Annotated in this window: 5 protein-coding genes; 4 read left to right on the top strand and 1 reads right to left on the bottom strand. The window is 43.6% G+C overall.

Annotation, left to right across the window (positions count from 1 at the left end; all coding sequences use genetic code 11):
- Positions 1-274: 274 nt before the first annotated feature.
- From F6J94_RS29750 to F6J94_RS29735, 4 genes are all read left to right on the top strand, one after another.
- The gene (locus tag F6J94_RS29750) at positions 275-1,759 is read left to right on the top strand and encodes an Ig-like domain-containing protein (RefSeq protein WP_293046908.1); all 1,485 of its coding nucleotides are present in this window, start codon (positions 275-277) and stop codon (positions 1,757-1,759) included.
- A 486-nt stretch (positions 1,760-2,245) separates the two neighbouring features.
- A complete protein-coding gene (locus tag F6J94_RS29745; protein WP_293046906.1) occupies positions 2,246-2,623 on the top strand; it encodes a VOC family protein in 378 nt (125 codons plus the stop codon).
- A 28-nt stretch (positions 2,624-2,651) separates the two neighbouring features.
- Positions 2,652-3,968 carry a recombinase family protein gene (locus F6J94_RS29740; RefSeq protein WP_293046904.1) on the top strand — a complete coding sequence of 439 codons (1,317 nt, stop codon included), beginning with the start codon at positions 2,652-2,654 and terminating at the stop codon, positions 3,966-3,968.
- A gap of 311 nt (positions 3,969-4,279) precedes the next feature.
- Positions 4,280-4,513: a hypothetical protein gene (locus F6J94_RS29735; protein ID WP_293046902.1), complete on the top strand. Its 234-nt coding sequence runs from the start codon at positions 4,280-4,282 to the stop codon at positions 4,511-4,513.
- Positions 4,514-4,569: 56 nt separating this feature from the next.
- Here the strand turns inward: F6J94_RS29735 and F6J94_RS29730 are convergent, their stop codons facing one another.
- A complete protein-coding gene (locus F6J94_RS29730) occupies positions 4,570-4,830 on the bottom strand; it encodes a MoaD/ThiS family protein (protein WP_293021797.1) in 261 nt (86 codons plus the stop codon).
- Positions 4,831-5,289 lie beyond the last annotated feature (459 nt).

Genomic DNA, 5,289 nt, shown 5'->3' with positions numbered 1-5,289 from the left:
AAGTCCAAAAATTGGGAATTTTAGACTTATATCTGATTTTTTGGGTCAATTACCCTGTTAGTGAGGATTGGACTGACTAATACTGGGGTATTGGCTTGAGGCGGTGACAGATTGGCTATACTGACAGATTGGCTATACTGATTAGTGAGTCAGGGCTTAGGCAACAAATCTATGATACGTTTGGTAAATAAAATTGGGGGTAAAGCCCCTCAGAGAAATCAATGACTGAGGTAGTAGAGTTCAACCGATTAAACTATCAGTAGCAACTCAAACCGTGAAGATTCAAACTTTTCTTCAACCCATTGACCGTACTGCTGGGGTAGTCATAGTTATACTGAGTCTACTGATTGGTATATTACTGTGGACTGGCGATCGCACTGCCCCCAGGGTACGGGAATTTTCCTGGCAAGATAAACAAATCGGTGCGGAGGATAAAGCATTTATCCTAACCTTCAGCCGTCCTATGGATCAGACTAGTGTGGAAGCGAATCTGAACATTGTTCCACCAATCCCGGGCAAAATTAGCTGGGCTGGACGCAAAATGGCTTATACTCCGCTGCTCCCTTTACCCTATGGCACCGAGTATCAATTCCAGCTCACTGGGGCAGTAGAGCAATTCGCTAAGCCTGGCAATAAGACTGCCATCGAACCGTTTAAGGCATCCTTCCGTACCCGTGACCGAGCCTTTGCCTATGTGGGTGTTAAAGCAGAAGAACAGGGGCGATTAATTTTCTATAATCTCACTCGCCAACAAAAAACTATCTTAACGCCTCCAGATTTGCTGGTTATGGACTTTAAGTTCTATCCTGATGGCAGCCGAATTCTTTTCTCTGCTGTTAGAAGTCAGAATAAAGAACAGGACTTGCTCTCTGCAAAATTATATACTGTGACCACGGGCATATCTACTCGTGCCCCAGCTCAAGAGACCGTATCCTCAGACTCTGGTGGTAAAGTTGAGCTGGTTCTCGATAGCAAAGACTACCAGAATCTGAAGTTTGATTTGTCTGCTGATGGTAAAACGATTGTGGTACAGCGGGTCAGTCGCAGTAATCCTTCGGAATTTGGGCTGTGGACCATACAAACTGGTACTAAACCGAAACCATTAGACCATGAACCAGGAGGAGATTTTATAATTACTCCTGATAGCAACGCTATTGCGATGGCTCAAGGTCAGGGAGTGGGCATTTTACCCTTGACACCAAATGCTCAACCCCTAGACTTTTTACCGAAGTTTGGCATGGTTCTAAACTTTGCTAAGGATGGTTCAGCAGCAGTGATGGTGAAGTTTAATAGTGACTATACGCGATCGCTATTTTTAGTCAAAAACCAGGGCTCTGAGCAAGAGATACTGCGCACCACTGGTTCTGTCCATAGTTGTGAATTCTCGGCGCAAAACCATATTCTCTATTGTCTGCTCAGCCAACTCATTGCTGGGGAAGAATTCAAAGAAGAACCTTTCCTAGCAGCGATTAGCCTTAAACCTAATGACAAGAATGAGTATACCTTAAAGCGCTTGGTACTTTTACCGGAGCAACAGGAAGTTCATATGAGTTTGTCCCCAGATGACTTAGGTATACTCTTTGATCAAATAGTCCCTGAACGGTCATCTGATGAAGGTTTGATCACTGATGAAGGACAAATAATTGCCAATGCTAGACTCTGGCTATTACCTTTAGTGGATGATACATCTTCAGATACTCCAGTGAAGCTGGAAGCGGAACCACTCCTAACTGGATTTAATGCTCGTTGGCTACCTTGAAGGGTTGAAGGTTGAAGGTTTTTTGGTTGAAGGTTTTTTGGTTGAAGGTTAGCTGGTTAAAGGTTTTTTGGTTGAAGGTTAGCTGGTTGAAGGTTATCAGGTTGAAGGTTATCAGGTTGGACGGTTGCAGGTTGAACGCGATCGCGTGGCCAATAGGCCAAGGTTAGCTGGTTGTAAGCATTCAGCCTTCAGCGGTCAGCTGTCAGCAGATGAATAGCACTAACCTTAATTGGTAGTGCTATAACCTTAAACCTGTCGCCTTAAACCATCAAACCTTAAACCTGTAACCAAACAACCTTCAAACCAAACAACCTTCAACCTTCAAACCAAACAACCTTCAACCTTCAAACCAAACAACCTTCAACCTTCAAACCAAACAACCTTCAACCTTCAAACCAAACAACCTTCAACCTTCAAACCTTCAACCTTCAACATTAAAACCTTCAACATTAAAACCTTCAACCTGTAACCTTAAAGTAAAAGATTATGGAAATTAATCAGTGTCTTCATGTTGCTGTTTTAGTTTCTGATTTGGAAAAGGCAGAGGATTTTTACGGTAAGATTATGGGATTATCTAAAGTTGAACGAGAGCTGAGATTTCCTGGTGCTTGGTATCAGGTTGGTCAATTCCAAATTCACTTGATGGTTAATCCTAATGCTAAAGTTGACCTAAAAAATCCTGAAAAATGGGGTCGTAATCCCCACATTGCCTTTAGTGTCGTAAATTTAGATGAAGCGAAGGAATGTCTACAAGCTCATGGTTACCCGATTCAATTGAGCTCGTCTGGTCGTGCGGCATTATTTACCCAAGATCCAGATGGTAATATTATTGAGATTAGTCAGATTAGTCAGATTAGCACTTAGGGGTTTAAGGTAGGGCTCGGGAAAATAGATGAAAACCATTGCCTACCTGTACAGCAATCCCCTACTTGACCCAGTGCCTGACCCAGCAGTTTGGGGTTTGGAGGTGGATCAGGTCTATCTAGATTTGGGAGGACGTCAGCAGTGGCAGCAGTTAGTTGCGGATTGCCAAGCTCAACCCCCTGATTACTTGCTAATTCGTCGTCTGGAAGAACTGGGAGAGTGTTTAGCTGAAATTAGCGATCGCATTACCCAAATTGAAACCCTCGGTATTTGTTTGATTGCCACAGAGCAATCTTACAATTCTGCTCAGCTAACGGATGCTACCAACTACACTACGATTCGCGCTAGTTTACTGAAGCTCTTACACGAAATCCAGCAGGAAGTCAACAGCCGCCGCCTTCGGCAAGGGCACGCTCGTAATCGCCTCAAAGCCTTACCCCCACCAGGAAAAGCCCCCTATGGCTATCGGCGGGGCAAAGACCGCTATCTAATTGACCGCAGTACGGCACCGGTGGTTAAGGATTTTTTTGAACAGTTTCTGCTTTATGGTTCCTTGCGGGGTGCAGTACGGTATTTAGAGCAAAAATATGGTAAACGGATTTCCGTGACTACCGGGCGTCGTTGGCTAACAAATCCGGTTTATCGGGGAGACCTTGGCTATCAAAAAAATGGTGAGGTTATTTCCGATACCCATAGTGCTATTTTGAATCGGGAAGAAGCGGCACAAATTGACCGACTGCTCAGGCGCAACCGACAATTACCTCCTCGAACCGCTAGTGCTCCCCGTTCTTTGGCCGGGTTGGTGGTTTGTCAGGAATGTCAGTCGGGGATGACCGTTGTTAGTGTTACTCAATATCGTAAAAACAAACAATATCTCTACCTACGTCCGATCAATTGTCCTAAGCATCCCAAATGCCGTGCTCTTAGTTATGAACAGGTCTTGGAGCAGACTATTCAACTGATCTGTCAGGAATTACCCCGTGCTGTTGCTGCTATGAATGCTCCCAGCTTGGATGGGGTCAAGGAATCCCTTCAGGGTAAAATTACTCAAAAAAAAGATAATTTAGAGCAGCTAACCCTGTTAACGTCTAGTGGGGTGCTTGATCAAGAAACTGCTGATTTACGAGCATACAAACTACGGACAGAAATTTCCCAATTGCAGCAGCAGCTAGCTGCTTTGCCGCCAGTGAATTTAAAAGCGATCGCTCAGACAGTATCCATTCCTCAATTCTGGATTGATTTATCAGAATCAGAGCGTCGGTTTTACTTTCGGGAGTTTATTCAAAAAATTATCATCCTGCGTCAGGTAAAAGAATTGCAGCTGCAACTTGTGTTTATTTTTTAAGTAAGCTATCAGCTATCAGCTATCAGCTATCAGCTATCAGCTAATGCGCACGCTACTTGAGGTGCTATCAGCTATCAGCCATTTGCCACCGACACATTACTCCTACTTTAAGCAATGCCCTTTGGCGAGGCATCCTGTAAAGTTATCCAAAGATAAATTACATTAGCTCTCACAACGCTAGTGCTGCCCAGTTATTTTTGTAAAATTAAATACAGAAAATAGTTAAAGTTTACCCATTGTCTGGGAAGATTTTGGCTCGAAGCAGTCTCAGCTAGGGTAGACGGGAATTTTTTTACCTTGATGAGAGAACCATGAAACTTTTAGAACCGCAGACCCAAACCCCGACTTGGAACAGCTCCCCTAATCCCAACTTAGATCAGTCCCAGGAACCGTTCCAACCTGGGACTTGGGTACGTCTGTTAGAGCTACCTAATCCCTATAGCTTTGATGAAGCGCTACTGCTTTGCCAGATTTCACAAGACCAGTGGGTATCCTGGATTCCTGATCATGGCGAAGCAACCCTACATATCAGTCAATTTTTCTGAGTTTTTACTAGAAACACAGCCCTTGGAGGCAAAAGGCTTGCAGGCACAATAATCGATTAGCCACCGCTAACAGGAGGAATCAGAACCACTTCATCCCCATCTTGCAAGGGGGTATCGGGGGGAACGAATTGGAGATTGATGCCAAAGCGCGTCACTTCACGCCATTGCTCCAGCTCTGGGTGTTCACTCAGTAAACGGTCTAGCACGGCTGATACTGATGTTTGAGGGGGAAATCCTAACTGGAGTTCTGGCAAGCCATAGGTTTCTTGATAGGCAGCAAAAAGCTTGACTGTAATAGTAATTGATGATTCAGACATAGATTAATTTGTTATTGAGCTCGATAATTGCTATGAATTTGCTATTTTTTTGTGTGAAATGCTGTTTTATTATCTTCTCCCTGACGAGACTCAGATCCAAAAACTTGACCAATAAGATCAAAGAAAATCCAATAATATAGATGCACCCTGAGGATCAAAGCAGTATGTACCCTAATTCGGGAGTATTATAAAACCTAAGTGGCATTTTTGACCAAAATAATGGGTCTCAAGCCTTGCCCTTCTAGGGCGACTTTTCCAGAATTTATTAGAAAAAGGTGTATAATATATTAAGTGTGTAGCCTAGCACAGGTAGGATTCGTCGGTACTACCTCAATTAATAACGACGTAAAGCGATGCTAGTACACGAGGCGCGAAAAACCTCTAAAACGCATGGATCTTAACAGATACCGAAAACCAGTAAAGTAGCAAATTCAAAATATATAACGTACCGTGGGGCAC

The organism is Moorena sp. SIO1F2, assembly GCF_010672755.1.
In the GTDB taxonomy this organism is placed as follows: domain Bacteria; phylum Cyanobacteriota; class Cyanobacteriia; order Cyanobacteriales; family Coleofasciculaceae; genus Moorena.
The sequence above is the reverse complement of the archived record's forward strand: the minus strand, read 5'-3'. Positions and strand labels throughout refer to the sequence as shown.

Bases quoted from the DNA above. Each gene is read 5' to 3' on its own strand.
- F6J94_RS29745 (WP_293046906.1), top strand. From the start codon at position 2,246: ATGGAAATTAATCAGTGTCTTCATGTTGCTGTTTTAGTTTCTGATTTG.
- F6J94_RS29740 (WP_293046904.1), top strand. From the start codon at position 2,652: ATGAAAACCATTGCCTACCTGTACAGCAATCCCCTACTTGACCCAGTG.
- F6J94_RS29735 (WP_293046902.1), top strand. From the start codon at position 4,280: ATGAAACTTTTAGAACCGCAGACCCAAACCCCGACTTGGAACAGCTCC.
- F6J94_RS29730 (WP_293021797.1), bottom strand. From the start codon at position 4,830: ATGTCTGAATCATCAATTACTATTACAGTCAAGCTTTTTGCTGCCTAT.